Consider the following 24,558-nt stretch of genomic DNA (forward strand, 5'->3'; position numbering starts at 1 on the left):
GTAAATTTCATAATTTTTTGTAATTACTGGCAACAGTTCAGCCATACAGTGTGCGGGAAGCATAAAACATGTCTGCATGTTTTTGCAAGCGTACATTTGTATAAACTGAGTGCCCATCAATGAGTAAACCAGTGGCGGCAGCCACGATAAGCACGCAGTGCGGTTTTACAGACGGCGCAGGCTGAACTGCTACAATTACTGTATAATCAGGCTTTTCCTACTGAGCCGAATAATTCCATTTTCTCTTTTACTGTCTCCATGATTGCGTCTGTGCCTGGTTTCAGTAATTTTCTAGGATCAAATCCTTTGCCTTCCAAATCCTTTCCTGCTTCCACATATTTCCTCGTCGCAGCTGCAAAGGAAAGCTGGCACTCTGTATTTACATTGATCTTAGCTACACCAAGTTCAATTGCCTTTTTAATCATATCTTCTGGGATGCCTGTACCGCCATGAAGCACCAATGGCATATCTCCTGTCAGCTTCTGAATTGCATCCAAAGTTTCGAAGCTCAATCCCTCCCAATTATCTGGATATTTACCATGAATATTGCCGATTCCTGCCGCCAGGAAATCAATTCCAAGCTCTGCAACCATTTTGCACTCCTGTGGATCCGCACACTCTCCTCTTCCAATTACGCCGTCCTCTTCTCCTCCAATAGAGCCGACTTCTGCCTCAATAGACATATTGTGTTCATGCGCAATCTTAACAAGCTCTTTTGTCTTTTCTACATTTTCCTCAATCGGATAATGAGAGCCGTCAAACATAATGGAAGAGAATCCTGCCTCCACACACTTCATACAGCCTTCATAACTGCCATGATCCAAGTGAAGCGCTACCGGCACTGTAATGCCAAGCTCTTCGAGCATTCCGTTTACCATGCCTACCACAGTCTTATATCCTGTCATATATTTTCCTGCACCCTCTGATACGCCAAGAATAACCGGTGAATTACACTCCTGCGCAGTCAAAAGAATTGCCTTTGTCCATTCCAGGTTATTGATGTTAAACTGACCTACTGCGTAATGTCCTGCTTTTGCTTTTTGAAGCATTTCTGTTGCTGATACTAACATATTTCTCTTCCTCCAATTCTGCCTCTGCTCTCTCAAAGAACAGAAACTAGTTTTAAACCTTATTTCATTATATCCTATCATACCCTAAAAAACAATCCATAAATCACAACTGCATAAAAAGTCTGTCTAGCAGAATGCCCACAGCATACCAGTTTCTTTTTTATTTTTTTATGATATAATTATGTTGTATTTTACATATTTATTATACCCTAAAGGAGGAACTAAAATGATTGATTTCAAAAACAGCGATTATGTCAAACTCAAACAGATAGATCCATCATCTGTCCTAAAGGATGTACAGCCCCTTCTGATTGAGCAGGAACAAATTATCGGAGCTTACAAGGCAATTCGTGATTACTGCATTTTTACAAATAAACGTCTGATTGCTGTCAACGTGCAGGGTGTAACTGGAAAGAAAAAAGATTTTTCTTCTCTTCCTTACTCAAAGGTCGTAGCCTATTCTGTAGAAACAGCCGGTGTGTTCGACTTAGATAGTGAACTAGAATTATATTTCAGCAGTCTTGGCAAAGTCAAATTTGAATTCACAGGTTCCAGCAACATTATTCAAATAGGACAGACAATCAGCAGATATATCCTCTAAAAATTTAAACTGCCGTTTGTATCCGGCTTGTTCCGGCAACAGAGCGGCAGTTTAATAGTGACATTATATGCTGCTTCACATAGTTTAGCTTGTACGAACTCTTTAAAATATAAAAAAGTTCTTGCATAATCAAAAAGCTTGTAGTATAATAAAATTCGCTTGTGAGAGAAAGATACTTTCACACACAGAAAAATTGAATTAGGCTCCATGGTCAAGCGGTTAAGACGCTAGCCTCTCACGCTGGAATCAGGGGTTCGATTCCCCTTGGAGTCACTGATAAAAAGGTGTCCGCAGAAGTAATTCTGCGGATATTTTTTTGCCGAAAACGCCCTGTTTTCTACGCAATTTTTTGTTTTAGTATTTCAGCCTCACGTTTTAAGTCTGTAATCATCCGCAACAGCAAGGTAGTATTTTCATTCTCCAACTTCGTTATTCTATAATACTGGTTTAATTCATCAATATTTTATTTAACCATATCTATTTTATTTTCCAGATATAAATCTTGTTAGTCTAACATAATCATTCCTCTTATTCATACTCCATTTAACCGTCCCGATTATAATATAAAAGCTTATAAGGGATTTCATTTTGCATATATACTTTAAATATCCCTATCTTCTTCTATTTTGGGCCTAGCAGACAAACCAGGAATCATTTTTTCCTGTACCATAATCTGAAGTCCCTGCTTTTTATTTTTTATGACGACTTTATCATGTTCGCCGCCAAATTCCCCATCCAATGTCCATGGAATTTCTTCTAGAGACTCAAACCGCACATTGCCTGATTTAAAGGAATACATATGTTTCGAATCAATCTGTTTAATAAGCAGAGATGCAACAATCTCATTCAATTCTATCGGATTTTTCGGCATCTTAATCAGTGTTACTTCAAATTCTCCGTCATCAAACACAATATCACGTCCGATAATTCCTTTAAATCCTCCGACAGAACGAGAATTTGTTACCATTCCAAATATAAATTCATCTTCTACTATTCCGTCTTCATATGTGACTTTTATATGATACGACGGAATGTTAAACAGCCGCTTCGCCCCCTCCAGCACATATGCCAAATGTCCCAATACATTTTTCATACTCTGCTTTGTCTCATATGAAACATCTGTAAATAATCCGAATGCCGCAATATAAATGAAATAATCATCATTGAACATTCCTACATCACAAGCAAAAGGGGCTCCATTAACTACTGTACTTGCTGCTTCCAGTATATTTCGTGAGATATGAAGACTGTTAGCAAAATCATTTGTTGTTCCTGTCGGAATATAGCCGATAGGAACCTTTTTTTCTCTGAATGCCATACCAGTTACCACTTCATCTAAAGTCCCGTCTCCTCCGCTGCACGCGACAAGATCATACTCTTCTTCGTAACTTTCCATTTTGGCCAGTGCATCATGGTACCTCTGTGTTGGATATACAGTCACCTCATAACCACCCTTCACAAAAATATCCAGGACATCTGATAATTTAGGCTTTAAAAGCCCTGTACCTGCGTTTGGATTATAGATAAACAGCATCTTTTTCATCTTTTTATTCCTCCCGTCTGTCTTTTTATTATAAAAGAGGCTGTACAAAAGTACAACCTCCTTTTCATGTCCTGTATTATAAACTGCTTATTCTTTCACCTTCGTAAAAAAAGTCTTAATCCCTTCAGCAGCTTTCTTTTCATCATCACCTTCTGTAACAACTGTAAGTTCTTCTCCTTCTGCAAGACTCAGGCTCATCATCCCCATAATACTTTTTGCATTGATTTTCTTTCCGTTTACCATGATATGAATCTGGCTCGCGTACTGGCTTGCCTCCTGTACTAACAATGCAATCGGCCTTCCGTCAAGACCTTTGTTGTGCCTTACTACGACTGGTGTTTTAATCATAATAATCCTCCTTGTTCTTGCCTTACCTTCTCTGCCAGTTCACTTAACTTCCTAAGCCTGTGATTTACCCCTGATTTGCCGACGGGGGGTGAAAGGAGCTCGCCCAACTCCTTCAGCGTTGCATCCGGATACGATAGGCGGGCAAGTGCAACCTCTTCTAATCCTTCAGACAACTTTTCAAAACCAATTGTATCTCTGAGATATGTAATATCTTCTACTTGCTTTACTGCAGCGGATACGGTTTTGTTAATGTTGGCAGTTTCACAATTTACCTTTCGATTTACAGAGTTTCTCATCTCTTTGAGTATCCTGACATTTTCTAGTTCCATCAAAGCGACATGTGCCTCCATAATATTCAAGATATCTACTATCTGCTCTCCTTCCTTCAGGTACACAATATAAGACTTCTTTCTTCGGACTATCTTAGCATCCATAGAAAACCCACATATCAATTCCTGAAGCTTAAGCGCCGTTTTCTCCGAGGCACAGACAATTTCCAGGTGATAGGACTTTTCTGGATCACTTATAGAGCCTGCCGCCAGAAATGCTCCTCTGATAAATGCACGTCTGCAGCACGTCTGTCTTACCACAATAGGATTTGCCGGCTGAACTTCCACCATTTTCTGGTGATACTCGTCTATCATTTTTGTAGCCTGAAGAATCCGCAGCGCATCTTCGTGATGTTTTACAATAACGGAATAGGATGCACTACGCTTCCTAACGTTTCTTCGGATAGAGATATCAGTCTTTATATTAAATGTTTTTTCTATTAATGTAAAGACCTTTCTTACAACAACCAAATTTTCCGTATGAATTTTAATACTATATTGATTGAATCGATTTATTACAATTGTACCACATAATTCCAATATAGCTGCAATCTCTGCTATCTGACAGTGCCTGGCAGCACTGATTTTCTTTCCAATTTCTTCTTTTACTTTCCCAGAAAATGACATAGCCATCTCCTCTGTTTCTACACTCTTTTTCTTCTGAATAAATAAGACTTCTACTTTTTTTTCCTTATAGCATCCTTCTCTATATCTCTGTGCTCAATACGTATGCCATAGCTCTCCTCTGGTTCCAGTATATGATACAGTGCATTGGCTAGCGTTACACTGCGGTGTTTTCCTCCCGTACATCCGATTGCCACCACAAGTTGATTTTTCCCTTCCAGAATATAGTTTGGTATCAAAAACTCCATCATATCCTTCAATTTCATCAGGAAAATTCTCCCTTTATCGTTTTCCATTACATAGTCCTGGACTTCCGGCTCATTTCCAGTTTTATCCTTCAGTTCTTCTATATAATATGGATTGGGCAAAAATCTCACATCAAACACAAGATCCGCATCCTGCGGCACTCCGTATTTAAATCCAAAAGACATAATTGTAATGTAAAGATTTTTAAAGTCCTTTCCCTCCACAAATATTTTTTCCAGTTCAAGACGCAGTTCCCGGGTAAGCATCTTACTTGTATCCAGTATATACGTCGCCTTCATTTTTAAGAACGCAATTTTTTCACGTTCTCTGGCAATTCCTTTATCAATTCTGCCGGAACCGCTTAAAGGATGCTGCCGTCTTGTCTCTTTATAACGTTTTACAAGAACATCATCTCTGGCATCCAGAAAAAGGATCTCATATTTAATTCCCATACTATCTATCTGACGCAGACTCTCTTCCAGTCCCGAAAAATCCTGTCCTCCTCTGATGTCAATCCCCAACGCAGTTTTTTTCATCTTTGTGTCAGGAGACGAAAGCATTTCTGCAAATTTCGTCATTAACAATATAGGAAGATTGTCTACGCAGAAATATCCCATATCCTCTAACATTTTTAATGCGGTCGATTTTCCCGCGCCGGACATTCCTGTAACAATCACAAAACGCATTTTTAAAACTCTCCTATCCTCTTTACTTCCGGCTCCAAATGTACACCGGAATTTTTTTCCACCCGTCTGATAACCTGCTCCATCAATTCTGTCACTTCTGCTGCCGTTGCATTTCCTCTGTTAATTACAAATCCACAGTGTTTTTCTGATACCTGTGCATCCCCAATCCGAAACCCTCTTAAGCCTGCATCCTCTATCAGTTTACCTGCAAAATATCCTTCCGGACGTTTAAAAGTGCTTCCTGCACTTCCGTACTCCAAAGGCTGTTTCGTGACACGCCGTTCTCTTAATTCCTCCATTTGCTCTCTGATTGCTTCTTTATCCCCCGACTGAAGTTCAATTACCGCACTTAAAACAATATATCCTTTTTTTGCCAAAATACTCGTCCGGTATCCGAATTCCATCTGTTCTGCGGACAGGGTGAATATATTCCCGTGAATGTCCATAACTCTGGCACTTTTTAATACTTGTTTCATCTCTCCACCGTATGCCCCTGCATTCATTACCAGAGCTCCCCCCAGTGTCCCCGGAATTCCTGAGGCAAACTCAAATCCTGTCAATCCTGCCTTTAATGCCTTTGCCGCAATCTTAGACAAAAGAGCTCCCGCCTGGGCGAAAATCTGGTTTTCTTTCACCTCTATCGAATACATCTTCTTAAAAATCTGTATCACTGCCCCACGGTATCCCTTATCTCCAACCAACAGGTTGCTCCCATTTCCCATGATATAAAATGGTATATTGTATTGTCTGCAGACGCGGATAACTGCCTCAATCTCCTCTTCCTTTGACGGCGTGACAAAATAATCTGCCGGTCCTCCAATCCGAAACGTTGTGTGTCTGCTCATTTGTTCATTCACAGCCACATTTTTTTCACCAACTACGCTACACAATTCTTTATAAAAATCCATTTTTTACTCCATTTCCTACGTGTTTTCCCCTTCATAATACAACAACCTGCCTGTAAAGTAAAGCCGAGACTATCTTGCAAATTATTGAGAAATAGTGTATATTTAAGGAGTGTCTGTACAATTTTATTTTAATATTTATTCGTACTAAAAGGAGTGAACAACAGTATTGGACTCGAGTGATACTATACAATTTATTATATTGATTATTCTTCTTGCACTTTCTGCTTTTTTTTCTTCCGCGGAGACTGCTCTGATGACTGTAAATAAAATGAAAATGCGTTATCTTTCTGAAAATGGAAACAAACGTGCAAAGCTCGTATTGGATATTACAGAAAATCACGTCTCTAAAATGTTGAGCGCAATTTTAATTGGAAATAACATTGTCAACCTTTCCGCTTCTTCTCTGTCCGCGACTATCGCTTATGATTTCGGCGGCTATATGGTCAGTATTGCCACGGCTATCCTAACTTTTGCAGTCCTTGTTTTCGGTGAAATAACGCCGAAAAATTTTGCAACCATACATGCTGATAAGGTTTCTCTGCTGTATATACCAATTATTCATATTTTTATGACAATTATGACCCCGGTTATTTTTGTTATTAATCTTTTTGCACATGGTATTCTTTTCCTGCTTCGGGTAGATCCGAATGCACGCAATACTACCATGACGGAAGATGAACTCCGTACAATCGTGGATGTAAGCCATGAGGACGGTGTTATTGAATCTGAAGAAAAAGAAATGATTTACAACGTATTCGATTTAGGCGACGCCAAGGCGAAGGACGTTATGGTTCCAAGAGTACAGATCACATTTGCAGATGTAAACAGCTCATATGAAGAATTAATTGAAATATTCCGTGAAGATAAATTCACTCGTCTGCCTATCTATGAAGATACAACAGACAATGTTATTGGAACTATCAATATGAAGGATCTGCTTCTATTTGACAATGACAAAATTGATTCTTTCCATGTACGCGATATCCTCCGCGAAGCATATTTTACTTATGAATATAAGAGTATCTCTGAACTACTCGTAGAAATGAGGGATGCTTCCTTTAATATCGCCATTGTCTTAGACGAATATGGCGAAACTGCTGGTCTGATTACCCTGGAAGATATTCTGGAAGAAATTGTAGGAGAAATCCATGATGAATATGATGAAAATGAAGAAGAGCTTATTCAGAAGATAAATGACTATGAATATGTAATCGAAGGTTCAGTTAGTCTAGATGATTTAAATGATGAATTAGAGCTTAACTTTGAATCAGAAGATTATGATTCCCTGGGTGGTTTTATTATAGAACATTTAGATCGCCTTCCGGAATTAGGTGATGAAGTCACTACTCAGGACGGTGTCCGCCTTATTGTAGAAAAGCTGGACAAAAACAGAGTCGAACGTGTACATGTATATCTCCCAAAGGAAATAAATTCAGAGGAAGCTTTCACTGAAAAAAATACAAAAAAACAAGATTAACCTGTTTTTCATACAGTAACAGTACAAGTCCTCCTGCATATGCTAATAGAAAGGATGTCAGGAGGGCTTTTTATGCCTTATTCAATTATGTTAGATGCTGGACACGGTGGACGTGACCCAGGCGCCGTCTATAATGGCAGACAAGAGAAGGACGATACCCTGCGCCTCACTCTTGCCATAGGAGAAATCCTGCAAAATCATGGACTTGATGTAGAATACACACGTACAACAGATATTTATGAATCCCCTTATGAAAAAGCAATGGAAGCAAACAATGCAGACGTAGACTTTTTTGTCTCTATACATCGCAATTCCTATCCTACTGACAATACTGTATCTGGAGTAGAAACCCTTGTCTACGATAAGTCCGGCATCAAATTAAAAATGGCCGAAGATATCGATGAGCAGTTGGAGTCCGTCGGTTTTGTAAACCTTGGAGTAAAAGAACGTCCCGGCCTAGTTGTACTTAGACGAACGAAAATGCCTGCTGTACTTGTAGAAGTTGGTTTCCTTAATTCTGATACAGATAATACTCTTTTTGACAACAATTTCGATGACATTGCACAGGCAATCGCAGCAGGAATCCTAGACACGCTGGAAGTAGAGCATAACATTCTACCTGCCGGCTACACTGTACAAACAGGGGCCTTTCGTAATCAAAATTATGCTGCCCGCCTGGAAAATGAATTAAAATCGCAGGATTTTCCCGCTGTTACAATACAGGAGGACGGACTCTACCGTGTCTTTGTAGGAAGTTATACAACCTTAGATGACGCTGCTGATATGGAACGCAGGCTAAAACGCGCAGGATACCAGACTCTTATTGTAAGTACCTAAATATAAATTTAACGAAGCTACAAGCAGTGCGAAAAGAGCAGGCAAACTCTGTGTCATGCTTGCATGTAAACAGAAGTTTGTCTGCTTCTTTTCATTCGGCGACTGCCGATAGCGAAATTGAGCTGGCACTGCGGAAATTGACAAAAGGGTCGTGTGAAAGAGAGGCTTTGCATCGTTCGTCAGGGCTTCGCCGAAATTCCTCACTTTTGCAACACACTCCCTCTTGCGCGAACCATTTCGTCATTTAAATTTATATATCTATATTGCCATCACTTTCTCGCTTTCGAATGCCTTTGCAATCGCTGCAATCAGTATTCCTCCTGCCAAGAGTGTCACACCTAAGGTCATACCGTACTGCGTCATTGTCACTTCTTGTGTCAGTATTCCCTGGAGGGTAAGAGAAGTATTATAAATTGGAATTACATAAAACCATTCTTTCGGTGCCCCTGTTGTAAACATCGTAGTGATACCTAAAATTAAAATCACCATATATACCGGCATTACATAAGAATTTGCCTCTTTGATTGTCTTCGCGAATACGGAGACAAGAACAATAATCGCAGAGTACAAAAATGCAATTGCAATCAATAAAAATGCAAGCATAGCAATCTGTTCCGGCTTCAAGGTCAAATCAATTCCTAATTCTTCACTGGAAAGCCCTCCCATCATCTGGGGCATAAAAGCAACCATCGCCGCCACATAGACAACCGATGTCGCTCCGGAAATAATCATCAGAGCAAATACTTTTCCGAGTACAATGGAACTTCTCTTTACAGGAGAAACAAGAAGGCTTGCCAAAGTCCCTCTTTCCTTTTCTCCCGCAATCATATCCGTTCCAATCCCCATCGCACCCGCAAACAGCAGAATCGTGACAAAGTATGGTAGCAGCATGCCGAGCACCTTTCCTCCTGCTTTCTCCTTATCCCGAAGTATCATATCCGGATTATCTGAATTGACAGTGAATACTGTCAGTTCTTCCATATCGTCCACTCTCTGGGCAAGAAGGCTCTGTCTATAGCTTTCCAACACACTATTTGAAATTACTTCAAAGGCTGCTTTCGAATAATCTTCGGAAGGATTATAATATGTCTTGATCTGGGGGATTTCTTCTCCCGCCTGATAGGAGTTTACACGTTTGGTAAAGTCTTTGGGAAATGCAATCATCAGATCGATTTTCCCTTCCTTGATCGCGGTTTTCACCGCCTCTTTTGCCTGTGTATCATCTGGTGTTTTCTTCCATTCTGTTTCCAGTACATCCGCTATCGTCTCTTTTGTATAGATGCTGCATTCTTGATCTGCCGACAAAAGGAAATTTTCAAATCCTTCTGGCGCATTTTCCACATACACAATTGATTTATGTGCTTCTACATCTTTTTCTGCACGGCTCGACAAGCTACTGACTAAGCTCATCACAACAATCATGATCGCAACCGGAAAGATAAACACAGAAATCAGCATTTTCCCATCTTTAAATACCCGCGCAAGTTCTTTTGAACATATCTGTCTGATTCCCTCCATTTATCTTCCCTCCTTCTGATTTTTATACAATACAAAGAATGCATCTTCTAAGTCCTGTGCATCTGTCTCATGCAAAATTTCCTCCAGGCTTCCCTCTGCTGCCTTCCGCCCATCAATAATCATTCCTATTCTGTCACACAGCTTTTCTGCCTCTGACATAATATGTGTAGATATAATAATTAATTTCCCTTCATCTCTTAATTTCTTAAGGTAATCCGTCACACTCCTAGCCGTAACAATATCCAATCCGTTTGTAGGCTCGTCGAAAATAATAATATCCGGATCATGAACCAGGCAGACCGCAATCGCCGCCTTCTGTGCCATACCGGTAGATAATTCCTTGATTTTCTTCTGTGCAAAGTCTTTCATGCCAAAATATGTAAACAACTCCTCTTTTCTCGCTTTTATCTTTTCTGCCGGCACCTTATGAAGTCTTCCGAAAAATTCAAAAAGATAGTCAACCGAAAATTGTGGATCCAGCTTGATGTCTCCTGTCAGAAATCCGATTTCTTCTCTGACTTTCTCTGGTTCTTTTTGTACTTCATAGCCAGATACACAAATTTCTCCCTTTGTAGGTTTTATAATTGTTGAAATACAGCGCAGAGTTGTTGTTTTTCCGGCTCCATTGGGACCAAGCAGTCCATAGATTTCTCCTGGCTTTGCCGTAAGGCTTAAGTCATCTACAGCCGTTTTAATCGGATTGGTCGTCTTAGACTCTTTCATCTGCTTTTTATTCAGACGATAAATTTTCGTCAGGTTTTTTATCTCAATCACTTCATTACCCTCCTTACCTCACATATCCTTATTGTAATTCCCTTATCACTTTTTTCTTTAATAAAAATGCTTTATACTTTATTGTATTGTTGTGTTAATACAATTATATTTATATTTTATTATATTGTCAATCCTTTTCTTTTCCTCTTCCATTCTGTCTACAAATCATCTACAATAGGAATAGAAACATATTCATATATATAAAATATAGCTTCACACTACAACAACTCACCAGGAGGGAAAAATGAAAGAAACGATTTTACTTTTTCACGTACCTGACAAAGATACTCTGTTAAAAATAGAGATGGCTCTTTTCCCGCTGCATGTCCGGCTGCGCCGCGTAGCAAAGGAGGACTATGTCCAGCCCTTAGGAGCACTTACAGGCGTAAAGGATCTACCGCGGATTGAAGAAACCTACGAAGGGGACGAGCTTTCGGATACTCTGTTTGTCTTTGCCTTCTTTAATGACAACCGTTTAAACCAGGCTTTAGCAGCGCTTAGGAGGTCTGGAGCCGGAACATTTCCATATAAGGCCATTCTCACCCCGACAAATCAAAATTGGAACGCGCTGCAATGCTTCAGCGAAATCCGTAAAGAACACGAAACGATACAAAAGCAGCTGAAAGGAAACAAAGGACAGGCAGAAAAATAATGCTGACAATACCCATAATCAGATAGAGGAAAACAGTGAAAGCGCCGGAATTAATTCCCGGCGCTTTCATTTTTTACAAACTGGCTTTCATACAGGTGCTTATAAAACCCGTTTTGCTTCAACAGACTTTCATGTCTGCCCTGCTCCACAATTTTCCCATCCTTCATCACCAAAATCACATCGGCCTCACGAATAGTGGAAAGTCTATGTGCCACAATAAATGTGGTTCTTCCCTCCATCAGCTTTGCAAATGCCTCCTGAATTTTCATCTCTGTTCTTGTATCAATCGAAGATGTCGCCTCGTCCAGAATCAGCATCGGCGGCCGCAAAAGCATAACCCGCGCAATACACAGCAGTTGTTTTTGCCCCTGTGACAGTCCACTTCCATCTTCTGTTATCCATGTTTCATAGCCTTTTGGCAGCCGTCGGATAAAGCTGTGTATATGAGAGGCTTTTGCCGCCGCAATCACCTCTTCTTCTGTTGCATCTGGTTTTCCCAGCATAATATTTTCCCGGATAGTTCCGGTTTTCAACCATGTGTCCTGCAGTACCATTCCATATCCCGCACGCAGACTTTGGCGCGTCACCTGTCGAATATCCAGCCCCTCCACACGTATGCTTCCGCTATCTATGTCGTAAAATCGCATCAGCAGATTGATTAATGTCGTTTTGCCGCATCCTGTCGGGCCAACGACTGCTATCTTCTGTCCGGGAACAACTTCCAGATTAAAATCCTCTATCAGCTTTTGTTCGGGAAGATAGGAAAAATACACATGCTCCGCCTGAACCTTCCCTTTTATATTTTTTAAGCATACTGCACTTTCCCCATCCGGAATTTCTGGCTCTTCTTCAATCAGTTCAAAAATTCTCTGTGCACAGGCAACTGCATTCTGCAATTCTGTCACTACACCGGAAATTTCATTGAACGGTTTTGTATACTGGTTTGCATAGCTTAAAAAGCTGGTCAGCTGTCCAACGCTTAAGCCGCCCCCTAATACTGAAAATGCCCCTGTAATCCCGACACCCGTATATACCAGACTGTTTACAAACCGCGTGGCAGGATTCGTAATGGACGAAAAGAATGTTGCCCGAAGAGAATATTTCTGCAAGCGCTTGTTGATTTCGTCAAAACGTTCTGTCACTTCTTCTTTTCTGCCAAATGTCTGCACTACTTTCTGATTCCCTATCATCTCATCAATCAGCCCTGTCTGTTCGCCGCGTGTCTCTGACTGCAGCTTAAACATTGCAAAGGTATGCTTTGCGATAAAGTTTGCCACAAAAAATGACACCGGCGTAATCAATACAACCACAAAAGTAATCTTTACATTCACTGACAACATAAAGCAGAACGTCCCCAAGATTGTAGCCGCCCCTGTAAAAAGTTGTGTAAATCCCATCAAAAGCCCGTCGGCGAACTGATCTACGTCTGCGATCACACGGCTTACCAGTTCTCCATGTGGATGGGTGTCTATATATTTTAGAGGAAGGATTTCAATTTTTTGAAATGCCTCATTGCGAATATCCCTCACAATCTGATACGTCATCTTATTATTGCATATATTCATAATCCATTGCGCAAAAGCCGTAACCAATGTACATACTCCAATGGAAATCATCACCTTATATACACCGGCAAAATTTACCGCGCCTGCACCTATAATATAATCCACCGCATGTCCGATTAATTTCGGCACATATAAAGTTAAAGCGACAGACAGAGAAGCTAGCAATATAGAAAACACTAGAAAAATTCGGTATTTTCCAAGACGGCGGAACACTTTTTTCAATATCTCTGTTTGTTTTACTTTTTTCTTATCTTCCATTTTCCGCCTCCTTTGGAAACTGCGAATAATAGATCTCCTGATATGCCGGACAGTTAAGAAGCAGTTCCTTATGCGTTCCTTTTCCCACTATTTCCCCGTCATCCAGCACAATAATCTGATCCGCATCCTGTACCGACGCTGCCCTTTGAGACACAATAAACACCGTCATTTTTTCTTTTCTTGCGCGGAGCGCTTTTCGAAGCGCCGCGTCTGTGGCAAAGTCCAACGCAGAAGCACTGTCATCCAGAATGAGAATTTCCGGTTTTCTGACAAGCGCTCTTGCAATCGTCAGTCTTTGTCTCTGTCCTCCAGACAAATTCCTTCCATTCTGCTCAATGTTATAAGAAAGCTTTCCTTCTTTTTTTTCTACAAATTCCGCTGCCTGCGCCGTTTCAAGCGCTTCTGCAATCTCTTCCTCGGTGGCGTCCGCCTTTCCCCATCTGATATTTTCTGCAATCGTCCCTTTAAAGAGTGCCGCCTTCTGCGGGACAACTCCGATCCGCGCACGTAAGCTTTCGGTCTCATATTCTTTGACATCTTTACCGTTAATGCGCACTTCTCCTTTTGTGGCATCATAGAACCGCGGAATCAGATTCACCAAAGAAGACTTTCCAGATCCAGTTCCTCCGATAATCCCTATGATATCCCCTTTTTTTGCTGTAAATGTAATGTCTTCTAAAGATTCTGCGCCATTTCCGTCATAAACAAGAGAAACATGCTTAAATTCTATGAAAGGGGTCTCCTCGTTTTCCTCCCATTTCCACTTCCCGTCTTTTCTGTCTGGTTTTTCCTCCAGTATTTTCTCAATGCGGTTTCCACAGGCAATCGCCTTTGTCACTGTAATAATCAGATTCGCCAGCTTTACAAGCTCTACTAGAATCTGCGACATATAGTTGACAAGTGCGACTACTTCACCCTGTGTCAGTATTCCCTTATCCACTCGGACTGCGCCTGTATAAAGCAGCAGGATAGTTCCTGCATTTACAATGATATAAGTAAGAGGATTCATCAGTCCTGCTATACGTCCGACATATTTTTGTGCATCTGTCAAAATCTGATTTCCAGATAAAAACCGTTTTTTTTCGCTTTCTTCCTTATTAAAGGCACGAAGCACTCTCGCTCCGGTCAGATTCTCCCGCGTCACAAGAAGCACTCTGTCCAGGTTCGCCTGCACCTTTTTATATAGAGGCATAGTAATGAGCATAATTCCGAATACAACAATAGAAAGCAGCGGAATTACAACCACAAAAACAAAAGCAGCCTTCACATCCACAACAAATGCCATCACCATTGCGCCAAACACGATAAACGGAGAGCGTAAGAACAGACGAAGCACCAAATTTACGCCTGCCTGCACCTGGTTTATATCACTTGTCATTCTTGTAATCAGCGTTGCGCTTCCAATAGTATCCATCTGTGTAAACGTAAATTTCTGTATATGCCAAAACAGTTCGTGACGCAGCTTTGCCGCAAACCCTGTGGCCGCTTTTGCGGCAAAGTACTGTGCTGTGATCGAGCAGATAAGGCCAATCCCTCCAAGCGCGATTAAGATAAGGCACATTTTTAGAATATACGGCCTGTCCCTGTTTTCAATTCCTACGTCAATGACTGCTGCCATGACAAGAGGTACAATCAGCTCAAACGAAGCCTCCAGAAGCTTAAACAGCGGCGCAAGCACTGTTTCTTTTTTATAGTCTTTTAAATATATCAGCAGTGATTTCATCTCTTTCTCCTGTCTTTTCCCAGCGTCGGTGTATAAGGGGCGACGCTAATCTTCCCACTTATCTTATCATAAACCTCATCATATAAAAATACTCTATTTTCCCTCTGTACTATTCTGCAATCTGAATGGTTATCTGTGTCACATAATTTTCCTCTTTTCCAATTATGAAGTCATTCATCCCTTGTTCATATGCGTATCCGGTTAATTCTAATTCACACTCTTTCGCATAACAAAGCATTTTATCATATAGTTCTGGCAGTCTGTCCCAGCTTCCTTTTAAATACCCGCACAAATATCTTCCTTTTGGTTTTGTCAGAATCTTCTTTTCTTTTTTATATGCCGGTGAAAACAGGCCGTCATATTCTTCAAACTGTGCCTTCTTTACCTTCTCCAGGGAAATATAACTGCCAACTCCTGCCCGATACTGCTCCGGCTTCCACACAGTCTGTATATATTGAAGTACATCCAAATAATTATCATTTTCAAACTTGTATGGTACTGTCAGAAAATGTTCTTCTTTACATTCTATTATCCCGATCTCCATATCTTTGACACGTTGACAGAGCAACGCCTCTTCCTGCTTTTTAATAAGTGCTTTTTTTGTGCGCCGCAGCTTTCCTATTTCTTCATCAATCTCTTTTTGTTTTTCTGCCGCTATCTGTAAAAACTCCTGTTCATCCAGTCCGGCTGTAAATCTTCTGATTTCCTCAATACTTAAATGCAGCTCTTTTAGCATCCTGATAAACTCAAATTCCATACTCTGCGCGTAATCATAATATCGGTATCCATTATCACCCTTATAGGCAGGAGAAAACAACTCAATGTTGTCATAATAGTGCAGCGTTCTTCTGTTCACATTATGCAGCTTTGCAAACTGTGCTGTAGTCAGCTTCAATGTTTCCCTCTTTTTCACCGGACAACTCCTCCTTGACTTTACAGTTACTAGATAGTTTATCCTTAGTATAAATCGTACAGAAACAAAAAGAAAGGAAAAATACTATGGAAAACAAAATTATCTTAAGACCCTTAAACCACTCGGATTTAAATGCGTTAGAAAACATCATCAGAAGAACCTGGAAATATGATACATTTACATCTCCAGAAAGTGCCCGCAGGCTGGCAAAGGTTTATCTCGCCTCCTGTCTTATACGCTATACCTGGTCACAGGCTGCAGAAGTAAACGGCACTGTGGCAGGCATTATTTTAGCAAAAAATCATACAAAACGCTCCTGTTCTCTTAAATATTATTTACGCTGGTTCACTGGGCTATGCCAGCTTCTCTCTAGAAAAGAAGGACGAGAGCTGCTTCATTTTTTTCAGCATATCAGCCAGATAGATGCACGTCTTTTTCGACAGGCCAACAGGCAGTATGACGGGGAGGTTGCTCTGTTTGTCCTAGACGAGGAGTACCGCGGTCTGGGATTAGGTAATCAATTATTTCACAGCATGCTTAACTACATGAAACAAGAGCAGCTTAACACTTTCTTTTTATATACAGATTCAAGCTGCAATTTCGGTTTTTATGAGCATCAGGGAATGACGCGGCGTCAAATGTATAGATGCACTTTAGACATGAAAGGTAAAAATGCAGAGATGGAGTTTTTTCTTTATGATGCCTCTCCCGACAAATTGTAAAATGCTTTTCGACTAAATTCTCTACTGCAAAAAGGTAACAGTTCAGCCCGCGCCATTCGTAAAACCGCACACTATATGGCTGAACTGATATGCAAAAAGAGAAAAATTTATAAAAATATATTGACATTTTAAAGGGGTAAGTATATTGTATTATTTAACTAATACAATATACCATACTTATATTGATGGAGGAATTTACATGGAACCACTCATTAAAGTCGAGGACTTACATAAAATTTATAATCCCGGCGAAAACGAGGTAAGAGCACTGGACGGAATCAGCCTTGAAATTCAAAAAGGTGAATTTGTCGCGATTATCGGACATTCTGGTTCTGGTAAGTCAACTCTGATGAATATGCTCGGCTGTCTGGATATTCCAACCTCCGGTAACTATTTTTTGAATGGGAAAGATGTGTCTCGTCTGTCTGACAATGCTCTATCTGAAATTCGGAATAAAGAAATCGGATTTATTTTCCAGGGCTTCAATCTTGTCGCTAATCTGGATGCCGTGGGAAACGTTGAACTTCCCCTCATTTACCGTGGACTTGGCAAGCAAAAGCGTCGCCGCATTGCTGTACAGGCGCTGAAAAAAGTAGGACTTGGCACAAGAATGAAGCATAAGCCAAACGAACTCTCCGGCGGACAACAGCAGCGTGTCGCTGTGGCGCGCGCAATTGCGGCACAGCCTCCTATCATTCTGGCAGACGAGCCGACAGGAAATCTGGACAGCAAATCTACCAAAGAAATTATGAATATCCTAAAAGCACTGCACACAGGCGGACGCACGGTTATCATTATCACCCATGATGACGAAATCGCCAGTCAGGTTCATCGTGTCATCCGTATCATAGACGGCAGAATTGAAGACGATTATTTGAATGAAGAAAGAGAGGACACACACTATGTTTTCTAAAAAGAAAAACACACAGGAAGAATACTTTGACACTACAGATATCCTTTTGGAAGACGATTTTCCAGATGAAGAAGCCGGCACTTCCTCCAAGCCGCCAAAAAAGAAATTGCCCGCCTGGGTCATCGTGCCAGTTCTCGCCGTTCTCCTGCTTGGCGCCTTTGGACTTTCCAAACTCACAGGAGGCTCTAAGGAGGCATCTGTAAGCAGTACATTAAAAGTAACGGAAGTCAAAAAAGGAAATGTAAAAGAAGTTTACAATTCTACGGGAACGATTGAAAGTGAAAATACAAAGACTTACTATTCCCCCGTCTCGGCGCCTATCAAAGAATGCAGCGCTGAAGTAGGCAAAACCGTCAAATCTGGAGATCTGCTTGTCACGTTTGATACAACCGATTTAGAGCGCAGCAATGAACAGGCACAGTTGAATTTGCAATCCAGCCTCAATACCTCACAGGCAGCCCGTGCACAGAATGCCCAGGCAATCGACGCCGCAAATGCAGCCAGCGCCCAGGCGGCAGAAACCGCAAATGCACTGGCGGACACTGTAAACACACTTGCCGCACAGGTAAACACTGCTTACGAACAATACCAGACAAATCTTGCGTTGGCCGGTACACAAGCACAAGAGATACAGGCAAAACGGGAACAATTAAACGCAGTGATTGCAGAAAATACAAAGACAGTCAGCTATAACCAGTCTATTATCGACAGTATTGACTCCGGCTACTCCGGAGGACGCGCGCAGATTGCCGAACTAGAGTCTAAGGAAAACTTAAGCGAAGAAGAAGAAAAGCTTTTAAATTCTCTCAAATCCATTTTTCAAGATTACGACAACGCCGTTTCGGCACGCAACACGGCACAGACGGCAATCGACGACGCCAACAGCCAGCTCAATTCCCTTGCGGATCCGAATGTGGACGATGCCGGATATTCTGCGTTAAAGGCACAGTATGATGAAGCATACGCCCAGTGGCAGTCCGCTTATACGGCGGCAGGCGGCAGCTCTGCTTCTGTTGGTATGAGTGCGGCAGAGCTGAACAACCTGGACATCAGCGATAACCTCGCCGAGCTCGCAGCGCTCTCTCCGGAGGAGCTTCTGGAAAAGGGGAAAGAGGGAATGAAAGCTGATATGGATGGTGTAATTGCCTCCGTAGACGCTCTGCAGACCAACATGGCTGCGCAGGGTGCGGCGCTCTTTACAATCGCCAGCACCGAGAATGTCCGGGTAAAAATCGAAGTTTCTCCGGATGATTATGAAAAAATGAAAACTGGCAGCGCCGTTTCTATCAAAGTCGGTGAACATACCTATCAGGGTACCCTGACAGAAACCAATAAAATCGCTGTAAAAAACGAAAAAGGAACTCCTGTCATCGGAGCCAAGATCCATATCAGTAACCCGGATGAAAATATCTGTATCGGGGCAACCGCAAAAATTACAATGACCGTTGCCAAGTCAGACAATGTGCTCATTGTTCCCAATGAAGTTATCAATGCTTCCTCCGACGGGGATTTCGTCTATGTGGTGGAAAACGGCGTCGTGAAAGAACGGCCTGTAGAGCTTGGAACAGTTTCTACTACACATACAGAAATCAAAAGTGGACTAAAAGAAGGTGACAAGGTTGTAAATGATCTGAATGTGGATATAAAAGAGGGAATGAAGGCAGTTGCAGTCGAAAAGGAAGAAGAATGATGCTTCTGCTCTAAAAAGAAAAGAGGACATACTATGGGACAATTTCTTGAATATGTAAAAATGGCTCTGGATAATATCCGTTCCAACAAAGGCCGTTCCTTTCTGACAATGCTCGGTATTATCATCGGCATCACCTCCGTTGTCACGATTGTTTCCATCGGCAACGGTTTGAAAAAAGATGTGGTTGACGCTTCCAATGAGCAGAACAATACTGTAACTATCCAGGCAAACGAAGACGAGGTCACCGACACAAAAATCATTACCGGAGACGATATTGCTTATCTGAAGACTTCTTTAAATGACAGTGTGCAAAGCGTATCTGCCGCAGAGACTTCTATTGGAAAAACAACGACGAGAAAAGGAACCTTCGATACTTATATTACCTTTACTACACCAGACTACGAAAACGCGCAGTACACTTCTCCTCTCGTAAAGGGAAAATATTTTACGGACAATGATGTCTCCAATGCGAACCCCGTCTGTGTGATTGATGAAATCGCAGCCTTGTATCTCTTTGGAAATACCAACGTCATTGGAATGAGTCTGGAGCTTGCGGTTGACAGCGGTATTCAGGAGGTAACAATTGTAGGAATCCGTGAAACCTCCGACGATATGATGGAGGTCGAACAGACTTATCAGATGATGGGAATGGAAAAGTCCATATCTACATTGGAAATGCCGTACACGACTGCGGAGTCTTTTGGAATTCCGCTGGATGCCTTCTCCTCTGTATCTGTCACCGTATATGATCCGGAAGATGCCTCTAAAACAGCTTCCTCCGCCGTACAGATTTTAAATGCACGACACCAGAATCTTGGAGACGCCCCGTTCATGCAGCAAAAACCATTAAATCTTTCTGATATGTTTGGTTCCATTATGGATGGTGTGACAGCATTTGTAGCGCTGGTTGCGGGTATTTCTCTCATTGTCGGCGGAATCGGCGTTATGAATATTATGCTCGTCTCTGTTACAGAGCGTACTCGTGAAATCGGCATCCGTAAAGCACTAGGCGCAAAAACAGGTTCCATTATTTTTCAGTTTTTATGTGAATCCGCAATTATTTCCGGCATGGGAGGTCTTATCGGCATCCTGCTTGGAGGTGCTCTTACCGCTTTGATCAGTGCATTGGAAATCGGAGGTATACACGCACAGCTCTCCTGGCCTGCTGTAGTAGTTGCCACTATTTTTTCCTGCGGTGTTGGAATTGTATTTGGTATTTATCCGGCACGTAAGGCTGCAAGGCTAAGTCCGATTGAGGCTTTAAGGCGCATGTAAGAGCCCGGTACACAGCTCTTGCAGGAAAAGTCATATGCTGATAGTATATATACATTATAGAATACATCAAACAGGTATAAATTTTTTATTTTAATTATGTGGAGGATATAAGTATGTTAAAACCTAGCAAAATGTTAAAAGTTGTCTCAATTATTGTGATTGTTCTTGGAAGTCTTTCTGTCCTAGGCTCTATTATGTCTACTGTAATGGCGGTCACTATGCCGGAATTAATGGAACAATCCTATGAACTGCTTGGACAGAGCGCTCCTTCTGCCGGATACTATGTATATATGATTGCATCCGCCTGTGTCGTTCTGGTTGCCGGTATCGTCGGTGTACTGCACAAATCAAAAAAATCCGTCTTGATTATGGCAGTTATTTATCTCGTACTTGAATTTGGAAGTGTTATATACTCTTCCTTTATCGCGGGCTTCTCTTTCTTGTATGTGGTAGATCTGATTCTTCCGATTCTTTATATGTGGGGCTGGTATCAGTCTGAATAGGAAATTACATAAAACATTTTAACAGTCTGGGGCTGCCTTTCTAGGCAGCCCCTTTTTACTTGCAAATGCAAATTATCTCAACTATAATAAGGTTAATTTAAGTTTTCCGGAGGAATTGTAAAAATGTGGAAACGATCGACACTTAAGAAAACAGCGAGGAAACACGTCAAGGCAGGATATTGGCGTATGATATCCGTCTGTTTTTTAATTGCCACACTTACTGCCTCTTATCCACTGGCTACAACATTTTTCAGTCAGCATACTCTCACAGCACAATATCAGACCAAGTCTGCATATATGCCGGAAGATTCAAACTCTGAAGTTTTGAATGATACAATCGAATATATTTCTGATGATGCCGGTACTGAAGAAGCACTGGACAGTTACTCCTTTCGGATAGCTGACATTTTAATTGATTTATATACCAATGCTTCTTCAGCTGTTTTTTCTGCCCTGCGTGCATTCAACAGCCTTCTTTTGGATCCTTTGAGTTACTCTACACTTTTTCTAATAATAGGAGTATTTCTTTCATTTGGTTATCAGTTCTTTATTTCGAATCTTCTTTTGGTCGGAGAGGCACGCTTCTTCCTGGAAATTAGAAATTATCCTCAGACTAGAATCAATAAGATCTTCTATTTGTACAAGCTGAGATTTATATTCAAACCAGCCTGGGTTATGTTTTGCCGTTCTCTTTTTCAGCTGCTGTGGAATTTTACAATTATCGGGGGAATTATAAAGCACTATGAATATAGCATGATTCCATTTATTCTTTCAGAAAATCCTGCTGTCGGAAGGAAAAATGCATTTTATCTTTCGAAGCAGCTTACTCATCAGCATAAATGGAAGTTATTTCTTTTGGACCTTTCTTTTCTAGGATGGAAATGTCTTTCTATTCTTACCTTAGGATTTCTGGATATTTTATTTGTAAATCCATATGTAATTGGCACAAAAGCAGAATTATATATGACTCTTCGGCGCAATTATGTCCTTCTTCGCTCACCTTGTTATGAAAAACTCAATGATCCGGCGCTCGAACATGTACTCTCCGAAGACGAACTGTTGATCAGCAAAGCACTTTACGATGACTCACAGGGGCCTTATACGAAAATTGCTTATTTTGCACCAGCCCAGTATCCTGCATTTTTATATTCTATCCAGCCGCCAGAATATGCGGTAAAGGCTCCCCTTAAAATACAACAGAAATACTCTTTTATGTCCCTGTATTTTTTGTTCTTTGCTTTCTCTGTATTTGGATGGCTTTTAGAAGTAGGTATCTCACTGCTGCGAGACGGCACCTTCACAAGCCGCAGCCTTCTTACCGGTCCATGGATTCCTCTCTATGGACTATGTGGAATCTGTATTCTTATTGTTATGCGCAAATTATCTGCAAAGCCTGTTTTTGTATTTCTGCTTATAATGGGAATGTATTCTTTACTTGAATATGCGGTCAACTGGATTACAGAATTTGGACTCCACATACGACTTTGGAATTACAGCTCCTACCTTCTAAATATAAACGGACGTATTTATATGGGCGGTACTGTAGCATTTGCTCTTCTAGGCTGTGCGTTTTTTTATTCCCTCGCTCCCAGATGGAACCGCTTATTTTTAAAGCTGACCCGTAAAAAAAGAATTTGGCTGTGTATTCTATTGACGGTTCTTTTTGCCGCAGACATTCTTTTTTCAATTTTCACTTTCTGATTGGAGGAATCATTATGGTACATACGCAACTTTTTACAGAAAAGCCAGACTGCGCTGCCCGTCTTTCTAAAGAAGAACGGGTGTATGATCTTTTGCAGAAACTAAAAATTTCTTATACGGGAGTAGATCACGACGTTGCTCCCACTATAGAAGCATGTCGGGAAATCGAAGATGTGCTCGGCATCATGCCATGCAAAAATCTATTTCTTAGGAATCGTCAGAAGACAGAGTTTTATCTTCTTTTAATGCCAGGAGAGAAAAAATTTGTCACAAAAGACCTTTCCCACCAGCTTCATATCTCTCGCCTTTCTTTTGCAGAACCGGAATTTATGGAAGAATTACTGAATACCTCACCGGGAAGCGCCAGCGTACTTGGCCTTATGAATGATACATACCAACGCGTCCACCTTCTTATAGATGAAGATATTCTGTCACAAGAATTCATAGGCTGTCATCCTTGTATCAATACCTCCAGCCTGAAAATACGAATGGAGGATATACTGGAAAAATTCCTTGTACATACCGGACATTCTTATGTGACAGTGCATTTATAATATTGCATTTTCCCTGAAAAACGATTATACTTTTTATTAATTATGAAGTCTCTTTGTCCGGCACTTTCTGTCTCTCTTTAAGTTTCAGATGCAGAGGACAGCAGAGACAAACTGGAGGAATACTATGAAAAAACGAGTTGTAGTTGCCTTAGGGCACCGAGCTTTGGGAACCACCCTGCCGGAACAAAAAATCGCTGTAAAAAATACCGCAAAATCTATCGCAGATCTGATAGAGGAAGGATACCAGGTTGCCATTACACACAGCAATGCTCCCCAGGTCGGTATGATTCATGCCGCTATGAATGAGTTTGGTAAAGCACATCCTGATTATACGGCTGCTCCAATGTCTGTCTGCTCTGCCATGAGCCAGGGTTATATTGGTTATGATTTACAAAACGGGATTCGGGAGGAGCTTTTAAACCGTGGTATCTACCGCACCGTCAGCACTGTACTTACACAGGTAATCGTCGATCCATATGACGAGGCCTTTTATACTCCGACCAAAGTACTCGGTCGTTATATGAATGTACAGGAAGCAAATGAAGAACGCAAAAAGGGAAACTATGTCATTGAAGAGCCCGGTAAAGGATTCCGCCGTGTTGTGTCGGCGCCGAATCCAGTTAAAATTGTAGAGCTTGATGCTGTCAACGCCCTTCTTGATGCAGATCAGATCGTTATTGCTGCCGGAGGAGGCGGAATTCCTGTTATGGAACAGGATAACCATTTAAAAGGCGCCAGCGCTGTAATTGAGAAGGATCTTGCGGCTGGAAAGTTAGCAGAAGGGGTAAACGCAGATAAACTGATCATCCTTACAAGTGTAGAACAGGTATGTATCAACCTCGGACAAAAAAATGAAGAAAAATTAGGAAAAATCACTGTAGAACAGGCAAAAAAATATATGGATGAAGGACATTTCGGTATTTATAATATGCTCCCGAAATTTCAGGCTGCCATTGAATTTATCGAAGACGGCGAGAATCGCAGCGCCTTGATTACTTCCTTCGATAAAGTCAAAGAAGGCCTGAAAGAAAAAACAGGAACCATTATCGCATAATAAAAATTAAGTTTCTGGAGCTTTATTTTGTCTTTTTCGCACTGTAAGAGACAGATAAAAATCCTGTGATGAAA

General features: G+C 41.1%; 23 protein-coding genes and 1 tRNA gene. 13 read left to right on the plus strand and 11 right to left on the minus strand.

Annotated elements, in window-relative coordinates:
• Positions 1–206 precede the first annotated feature (206 nt).
• Entirely contained in the window at positions 207–1,070 is an 864-nt protein-coding gene (fba, locus tag H8S37_RS07195) for a class II fructose-1,6-bisphosphate aldolase (RefSeq protein WP_186875315.1), read from the minus strand.
• 226 nt (positions 1,071–1,296) lie between these two features.
• Here fba and H8S37_RS07200 point away from each other — a divergent pair, with 226 nt between their 5' ends.
• Both H8S37_RS07200 and H8S37_RS07205 read left to right on the plus strand, forming a co-directional pair.
• Positions 1,297–1,671, plus strand: a complete 375-nt coding sequence (locus tag H8S37_RS07200) for a PH domain-containing protein (protein WP_186875316.1) — start codon at positions 1,297–1,299, stop codon at positions 1,669–1,671.
• A gap of 201 nt (positions 1,672–1,872) precedes the next feature.
• Positions 1,873–1,944: transfer RNA gene (locus tag H8S37_RS07205), tRNA-Glu, on the plus strand.
• A gap of 328 nt (positions 1,945–2,272) precedes the next feature.
• Here H8S37_RS07205 and H8S37_RS07210 read toward each other — a convergent pair.
• The 5 genes from H8S37_RS07210 to murB form a co-directional block, all read right to left on the minus strand.
• Positions 2,273–3,214 (minus strand): diacylglycerol/lipid kinase family protein, encoded by a 942-nt coding sequence (locus tag H8S37_RS07210; protein ID WP_186875317.1) that lies wholly within the window; start codon positions 3,212–3,214, stop codon positions 2,273–2,275.
• 87 nt (positions 3,215–3,301) lie between these two features.
• Complete coding sequence (locus H8S37_RS07215) at positions 3,302–3,562, minus strand: HPr family phosphocarrier protein (protein ID WP_186875318.1); 261 nt, start codon at positions 3,560–3,562, stop codon at positions 3,302–3,304.
• Positions 3,559–4,518: a DNA-binding protein WhiA gene (gene whiA, locus H8S37_RS07220; protein ID WP_186875319.1), complete on the minus strand. Its 960-nt coding sequence runs from the start codon at positions 4,516–4,518 to the stop codon at positions 3,559–3,561. The genes H8S37_RS07215 and whiA overlap by 4 nt, the downstream gene beginning before the upstream one ends.
• A gap of 50 nt (positions 4,519–4,568) precedes the next feature.
• Positions 4,569–5,447 (minus strand): RNase adapter RapZ, encoded by an 879-nt coding sequence (rapZ, locus tag H8S37_RS07225; protein WP_186875320.1) that lies wholly within the window; start codon positions 5,445–5,447, stop codon positions 4,569–4,571.
• 2 nt (positions 5,448–5,449) lie between these two features.
• Positions 5,450–6,355 carry a UDP-N-acetylmuramate dehydrogenase gene (murB, locus tag H8S37_RS07230; RefSeq protein WP_186875321.1) on the minus strand — a complete coding sequence of 302 codons (906 nt, stop codon included), beginning with the start codon at positions 6,353–6,355 and terminating at the stop codon, positions 5,450–5,452.
• A 166-nt stretch (positions 6,356–6,521) separates the two neighbouring features.
• Here murB and H8S37_RS07235 point away from each other — a divergent pair, with 166 nt between their 5' ends.
• A complete protein-coding gene (locus tag H8S37_RS07235) occupies positions 6,522–7,832 on the plus strand; it encodes an HlyC/CorC family transporter (protein ID WP_186875322.1) in 1,311 nt (436 codons plus the stop codon).
• Between the two features lie 72 nt (positions 7,833–7,904).
• Complete coding sequence (locus H8S37_RS07240; protein WP_186875323.1) at positions 7,905–8,669, plus strand: N-acetylmuramoyl-L-alanine amidase; 765 nt, start codon at positions 7,905–7,907, stop codon at positions 8,667–8,669.
• Positions 8,670–8,927: 258 nt separating this feature from the next.
• Here the strand turns inward: H8S37_RS07240 and H8S37_RS07245 are convergent, their stop codons facing one another.
• Together H8S37_RS07245 and H8S37_RS07250 are read right to left on the minus strand one after the other, a co-directional pair.
• Positions 8,928–10,187, minus strand: coding sequence for an ABC transporter permease (locus H8S37_RS07245; RefSeq protein WP_186875324.1), 1,260 nt, complete (start codon positions 10,185–10,187; stop codon positions 8,928–8,930).
• Positions 10,188–10,961: an ABC transporter ATP-binding protein gene (locus H8S37_RS07250; protein ID WP_186875325.1), complete on the minus strand. Its 774-nt coding sequence runs from the start codon at positions 10,959–10,961 to the stop codon at positions 10,188–10,190.
• 244 nt (positions 10,962–11,205) lie between these two features.
• Here H8S37_RS07250 and H8S37_RS07255 point away from each other — a divergent pair, with 244 nt between their 5' ends.
• The gene (locus H8S37_RS07255) at positions 11,206–11,613 is read left to right on the plus strand and encodes a DUF3783 domain-containing protein (protein WP_186875326.1); all 408 of its coding nucleotides are present in this window, start codon (positions 11,206–11,208) and stop codon (positions 11,611–11,613) included.
• A 50-nt stretch (positions 11,614–11,663) separates the two neighbouring features.
• On the opposite strand, the gene H8S37_RS07260 is transcribed toward H8S37_RS07255, so the two are convergent.
• The 3 genes from H8S37_RS07260 to H8S37_RS07270 all read right to left on the minus strand — a co-directional run bounded on the left by H8S37_RS07260 (position 11,664) and on the right by H8S37_RS07270 (position 16,072).
• Positions 11,664–13,436, minus strand: coding sequence for an ABC transporter ATP-binding protein (locus tag H8S37_RS07260; protein ID WP_186875327.1), 1,773 nt, complete (start codon positions 13,434–13,436; stop codon positions 11,664–11,666).
• The gene (locus H8S37_RS07265; protein ID WP_186875328.1) at positions 13,426–15,159 is read right to left on the minus strand and encodes an ABC transporter ATP-binding protein; all 1,734 of its coding nucleotides are present in this window, start codon (positions 15,157–15,159) and stop codon (positions 13,426–13,428) included. Before H8S37_RS07265 ends, H8S37_RS07260 begins: the two co-directional genes overlap by 11 nt.
• Before the next feature lie 109 nt (positions 15,160–15,268).
• A complete protein-coding gene (locus H8S37_RS07270) occupies positions 15,269–16,072 on the minus strand; it encodes a MerR family transcriptional regulator (protein WP_186875329.1) in 804 nt (267 codons plus the stop codon).
• 86 nt (positions 16,073–16,158) lie between these two features.
• On the opposite strand from H8S37_RS07270, the gene H8S37_RS07275 reads away from it, so the two are divergent.
• The 8 genes from H8S37_RS07275 (at position 16,159) to arcC (ending at position 24,484) form a co-directional block, all read left to right on the plus strand.
• Positions 16,159–16,794, plus strand: a complete 636-nt coding sequence (locus H8S37_RS07275; protein ID WP_186875330.1) for a GNAT family N-acetyltransferase — start codon at positions 16,159–16,161, stop codon at positions 16,792–16,794.
• A gap of 199 nt (positions 16,795–16,993) precedes the next feature.
• Complete coding sequence (locus tag H8S37_RS07280) at positions 16,994–17,707, plus strand: ABC transporter ATP-binding protein (RefSeq protein ID WP_186875331.1); 714 nt, start codon at positions 16,994–16,996, stop codon at positions 17,705–17,707.
• On the plus strand, positions 17,697–19,397 hold the full coding sequence (locus tag H8S37_RS07285; protein ID WP_186875332.1) for an efflux RND transporter periplasmic adaptor subunit: 1,701 nt from the start codon (positions 17,697–17,699) through the stop codon (positions 19,395–19,397). Before H8S37_RS07280 ends, H8S37_RS07285 begins: the two co-directional genes overlap by 11 nt.
• A 33-nt stretch (positions 19,398–19,430) precedes the next feature.
• Positions 19,431–20,672, plus strand: coding sequence for an ABC transporter permease (locus H8S37_RS07290; protein WP_186875333.1), 1,242 nt, complete (start codon positions 19,431–19,433; stop codon positions 20,670–20,672).
• Between the two features lie 113 nt (positions 20,673–20,785).
• Positions 20,786–21,175 (plus strand): hypothetical protein, encoded by a 390-nt coding sequence (locus tag H8S37_RS07295; protein WP_186875334.1) that lies wholly within the window; start codon positions 20,786–20,788, stop codon positions 21,173–21,175.
• A gap of 123 nt (positions 21,176–21,298) precedes the next feature.
• Positions 21,299–22,876, plus strand: coding sequence for a DUF975 family protein (locus H8S37_RS07300; RefSeq protein WP_186875335.1), 1,578 nt, complete (start codon positions 21,299–21,301; stop codon positions 22,874–22,876).
• Positions 22,877–22,890: 14 nt separating this feature from the next.
• Positions 22,891–23,430, plus strand: a complete 540-nt coding sequence (locus tag H8S37_RS07305) for a prolyl-tRNA synthetase associated domain-containing protein (protein ID WP_186875336.1) — start codon at positions 22,891–22,893, stop codon at positions 23,428–23,430.
• Positions 23,431–23,554: 124 nt separating this feature from the next.
• On the plus strand, positions 23,555–24,484 hold the full coding sequence (gene arcC / locus H8S37_RS07310; RefSeq protein ID WP_186875337.1) for a carbamate kinase: 930 nt from the start codon (positions 23,555–23,557) through the stop codon (positions 24,482–24,484).
• The last annotated feature ends 74 nt before the right edge of the window (positions 24,485–24,558 follow it).

The sequence above is a fragment of the Mediterraneibacter hominis genome, from assembly GCF_014287475.1.
Lineage (GTDB): Bacteria > Bacillota > Clostridia > Lachnospirales > Lachnospiraceae > Mediterraneibacter > Mediterraneibacter hominis.

Excerpts from the sequence above, each read along its gene's own strand:
- fba (WP_186875315.1), bottom strand. The coding sequence starts at position 1,070 with ATGTTAGTATCAGCAACAGAAATGCTTCAAAAAGCAAAAGCAGGACAT.
- H8S37_RS07245 (WP_186875324.1), bottom strand. The coding sequence starts at position 10,187 with ATGGAGGGAATCAGACAGATATGTTCAAAAGAACTTGCGCGGGTATTT.
- H8S37_RS07210 (WP_186875317.1), bottom strand. The coding sequence starts at position 3,214 with ATGAAAAAGATGCTGTTTATCTATAATCCAAACGCAGGTACAGGGCTT.
- H8S37_RS07295 (WP_186875334.1), top strand. The coding sequence starts at position 20,786 with ATGTTAAAACCTAGCAAAATGTTAAAAGTTGTCTCAATTATTGTGATT.
- H8S37_RS07260 (WP_186875327.1), bottom strand. The coding sequence starts at position 13,436 with ATGGAAGATAAGAAAAAAGTAAAACAAACAGAGATATTGAAAAAAGTG.
- H8S37_RS07280 (WP_186875331.1), top strand. The coding sequence starts at position 16,994 with ATGGAACCACTCATTAAAGTCGAGGACTTACATAAAATTTATAATCCC.
- whiA (WP_186875319.1), bottom strand. The coding sequence starts at position 4,518 with ATGTCATTTTCTGGGAAAGTAAAAGAAGAAATTGGAAAGAAAATCAGT.
- H8S37_RS07285 (WP_186875332.1), top strand. The coding sequence starts at position 17,697 with ATGTTTTCTAAAAAGAAAAACACACAGGAAGAATACTTTGACACTACA.
- H8S37_RS07255 (WP_186875326.1), top strand. The coding sequence starts at position 11,206 with ATGAAAGAAACGATTTTACTTTTTCACGTACCTGACAAAGATACTCTG.
- H8S37_RS07200 (WP_186875316.1), top strand. The coding sequence starts at position 1,297 with ATGATTGATTTCAAAAACAGCGATTATGTCAAACTCAAACAGATAGAT.
- rapZ (WP_186875320.1), bottom strand. The coding sequence starts at position 5,447 with ATGCGTTTTGTGATTGTTACAGGAATGTCCGGCGCGGGAAAATCGACC.
- arcC (WP_186875337.1), top strand. The coding sequence starts at position 23,555 with ATGAAAAAACGAGTTGTAGTTGCCTTAGGGCACCGAGCTTTGGGAACC.
- H8S37_RS07300 (WP_186875335.1), top strand. The coding sequence starts at position 21,299 with ATGTGGAAACGATCGACACTTAAGAAAACAGCGAGGAAACACGTCAAG.
- H8S37_RS07290 (WP_186875333.1), top strand. The coding sequence starts at position 19,431 with ATGGGACAATTTCTTGAATATGTAAAAATGGCTCTGGATAATATCCGT.
- murB (WP_186875321.1), bottom strand. The coding sequence starts at position 6,355 with ATGGATTTTTATAAAGAATTGTGTAGCGTAGTTGGTGAAAAAAATGTG.
- H8S37_RS07265 (WP_186875328.1), bottom strand. The coding sequence starts at position 15,159 with ATGAAATCACTGCTGATATATTTAAAAGACTATAAAAAAGAAACAGTG.
- H8S37_RS07215 (WP_186875318.1), bottom strand. The coding sequence starts at position 3,562 with ATGATTAAAACACCAGTCGTAGTAAGGCACAACAAAGGTCTTGACGGA.
- H8S37_RS07275 (WP_186875330.1), top strand. The coding sequence starts at position 16,159 with ATGGAAAACAAAATTATCTTAAGACCCTTAAACCACTCGGATTTAAAT.
- H8S37_RS07240 (WP_186875323.1), top strand. The coding sequence starts at position 7,905 with ATGCCTTATTCAATTATGTTAGATGCTGGACACGGTGGACGTGACCCA.
- H8S37_RS07305 (WP_186875336.1), top strand. The coding sequence starts at position 22,891 with ATGGTACATACGCAACTTTTTACAGAAAAGCCAGACTGCGCTGCCCGT.